Annotated in this window: 3 protein-coding genes; all 3 read left to right on the top strand. The window is 43.1% G+C overall.

Annotated features, from left to right (window positions below):
• The first annotated feature begins 2 nt into the window (after positions 1-2).
• Positions 3-569: a homoserine/homoserine lactone efflux protein gene (rhtB, locus tag AB4653_RS26095; RefSeq protein WP_372105676.1), complete on the top strand. Its 567-nt coding sequence runs from the start codon at positions 3-5 to the stop codon at positions 567-569.
• A gap of 45 nt (positions 570-614) precedes the next feature.
• A complete protein-coding gene (locus tag AB4653_RS26100; RefSeq protein ID WP_009848222.1) occupies positions 615-1,835 on the top strand; it encodes an EAL and HDOD domain-containing protein in 1,221 nt (406 codons plus the stop codon).
• 98 nt (positions 1,836-1,933) lie between these two features.
• A complete protein-coding gene (locus AB4653_RS26105) occupies positions 1,934-2,275 on the top strand; it encodes a metalloregulator ArsR/SmtB family transcription factor (RefSeq protein ID WP_009848223.1) in 342 nt (113 codons plus the stop codon).
• The last annotated feature ends 143 nt before the right edge of the window (positions 2,276-2,418 follow it).

Below are 2,418 nucleotides of genomic sequence, written 5' to 3' on the forward strand. Positions count from 1 at the left end.
GTTTGGCACCGGGCTCAGGTACCGTTAACTCAATCAGCAATGGGCTCAGCTATGGCACCAAGAAGTCACTTGCGTCGATCGTAGGCTTACAGCTCGGTCTTGCATTTCATATTATGCTGGTGGGAGCGGGTATTGGTGCACTAGTGGCAAAGTCCGCCTTGGCATTTACCATCATCAAATGGGTAGGCGTGGTTTATCTTCTATGGTTAGGCATTCAAAAGTGGCGTGATAAGTCTAGCTTGGTGGCTTCAGAAGAAAAATCAACGCTATCGAGTGGCAAGCTGCTCAGAAATGCAGTGCTTATCAATTTGACTAACCCAAAATCTATCGTGTTCTTAGTTGCTCTGTTTCCGCAATTTATCGATCCGACACAACCGCAAGCACCGCAGTTGTTGGTGCTTGGAGTGACCACTGTATTTATTGATAGCGTGGTTATGTTGGGTTACACCTCATTAGCTTCACAAATGGGACGTTTTATTCGCTCAGATCGCATAATGGGTAAGATAAATAAAATATTTGGTGGTATGTTCATGGGTTGCGGCGCTTTGCTGGCTGCTGCCAAAGCTTAATGAAAGTAATAGAGTTATAGTTAAATCAATTAGAGTTATCAATAAATGACCGCTACGTACGTTGCTCGACAACCTATCTTAAACCGTAACAAGAACACGCTTGGTTATGAGCTGCTGTTTCGTGACGGTGATAGGAATGCCTACCCCGCGCATATTGAATCTAATCGAGCAACGTATCGCCTGATCGTTGAAAACTTCTTGTCCGTTGGGCTTAACCCTTCGATCCCATCTTCACGCTGCTTTATTAATTTTCCGTATCAGAGCTTGATTCGCCGTCTTCCAATGAGCTTACCGAAAGATAAGGTCGTAGTTGAGATTCTTGAAACCTGCCAACCGACCGATGAGCTATTAGAGGTAATCAAAGAGCTTTATCAAGCAGGGTATATGATTGCCCTAGATGACTTTACTTCGACACCTGAGTGGGAACGTTTCCTTCAATATACGCATATTGTTAAGCTTGATATCATGCAGATGGGGTTGGATGCGGCGTGTGAGTTAGTCAAAAAGCACGAAGGGAAGAAGTATAGTTTTCTTGCTGAGCGGGTTGAAACGGAACAAGAGTTCCAACAAGCGAAAGAAGCAGGGTTTAAGTTTTTCCAAGGCTATTTCTTTAGTAAGCCAGAAATCATAAAGACTAAGTATATTAGCCCAGAGCAAGTGATAGCGATGGAGCTATTCCAAGAGGTCTGTAAGCCGGATGTCGACTTCCAACGTGTTGAAAGCATCGTCGCGAAAGATATTGCCTTATCCTATAAGCTTCTGCGCTTTGTGAATACTATGTCACCCCGCCTTGAGGTCACCATCTCTTCATTTCGTCAGGCCTTGGTTTATTTAGGGCAAGAGAAATTGAAAATGTTTGTCTCGCTAGCAGTAGCGTCTTATGTCTCTGATAAAAAGCCCAAAGAGCTGTATGGCCTGTCTTTGCAGCGTGCGCAGTTTTGCCAACGGATGTCTCGTTACCAAGTATTTAAAGGGCATACTGAACAAGCCTTTATGATTGGTTTGTTCTCATTACTTGATGCGTTGCTCGATCTGTCGTTAGAGAACTTAATTGAACAATTACCGTTATGCACAAGTATTAAGGTCGCCTTGCTGCGCAGAGAAGGTCCATATGGCGCATTATTAGCACTTGAAGAAAGTTTCGAACATGCTGATTGGCAAAAGATTGATGATCACTGTGCTGATCTAGGGTTGAACGTGGAACAAGTGAAAACAGAACTCACTGAAGCTCGACGTTGGAGCCATATTGTTACCAACAAGCTCTGATATTCTTCGTTAAACTTTTATGACAATGAAAACGCACGCCTTGACGTGCGTTTTTTTACAACTAATATATATGTACATCCATATATGAGTATGTAGTTATGCTTCCTCACCAATTTTTTAAATTACTGTCTGATGAAACGCGAGTGCGTTGCTTAATGTTGATTGTGCGCCAAGAGTGCCTATCTGTTGGTGAGTTGACTCAGGCATTACAAGAAAGTCAGCCAAAGATTTCCCGCCATCTTGCGCAGTTGCGTTCAAACGGAATTTTAACTGACGTTCGCCAAGGGCAGTGGGTGTTCTACCGTCTGTCACAAGATTTACCGGGTTGGATGCTAAAGTTAATTGATGACCTTATCGCATCGAACTGTTTGAAAACTGAATACCAACAGGATATTGAGCGCCTAGAAGCCATGACTTCACGCCCTCAATGTTGCGTTTAAATACATTTAAATTTATTGCCAAAATCGTTGAGATTGCAGTTAGGCATAGTCAACAACACTGCGGCTTCAAACATGAAGGCAATTAACTGAGAGAAAAGAGTATGACAGTCAAAGTAGGTATTAATGGTTTTGGCCGTATCGGC

This window comes from Vibrio sp. 10N.222.48.A3 (assembly GCF_041475345.1).
Classification (GTDB): domain Bacteria; phylum Pseudomonadota; class Gammaproteobacteria; order Enterobacterales; family Vibrionaceae; genus Vibrio; species Vibrio tasmaniensis_A.

What these genes read in the sequence shown, in the direction of transcription:
- AB4653_RS26100 (WP_009848222.1), top strand. Translation starts at nt 615, where the DNA reads ATGACCGCTACGTACGTTGCTCGACAACCTATCTTAAACCGTAACAAG.
- AB4653_RS26105 (WP_009848223.1), top strand. Translation starts at nt 1,934, where the DNA reads ATGCTTCCTCACCAATTTTTTAAATTACTGTCTGATGAAACGCGAGTG.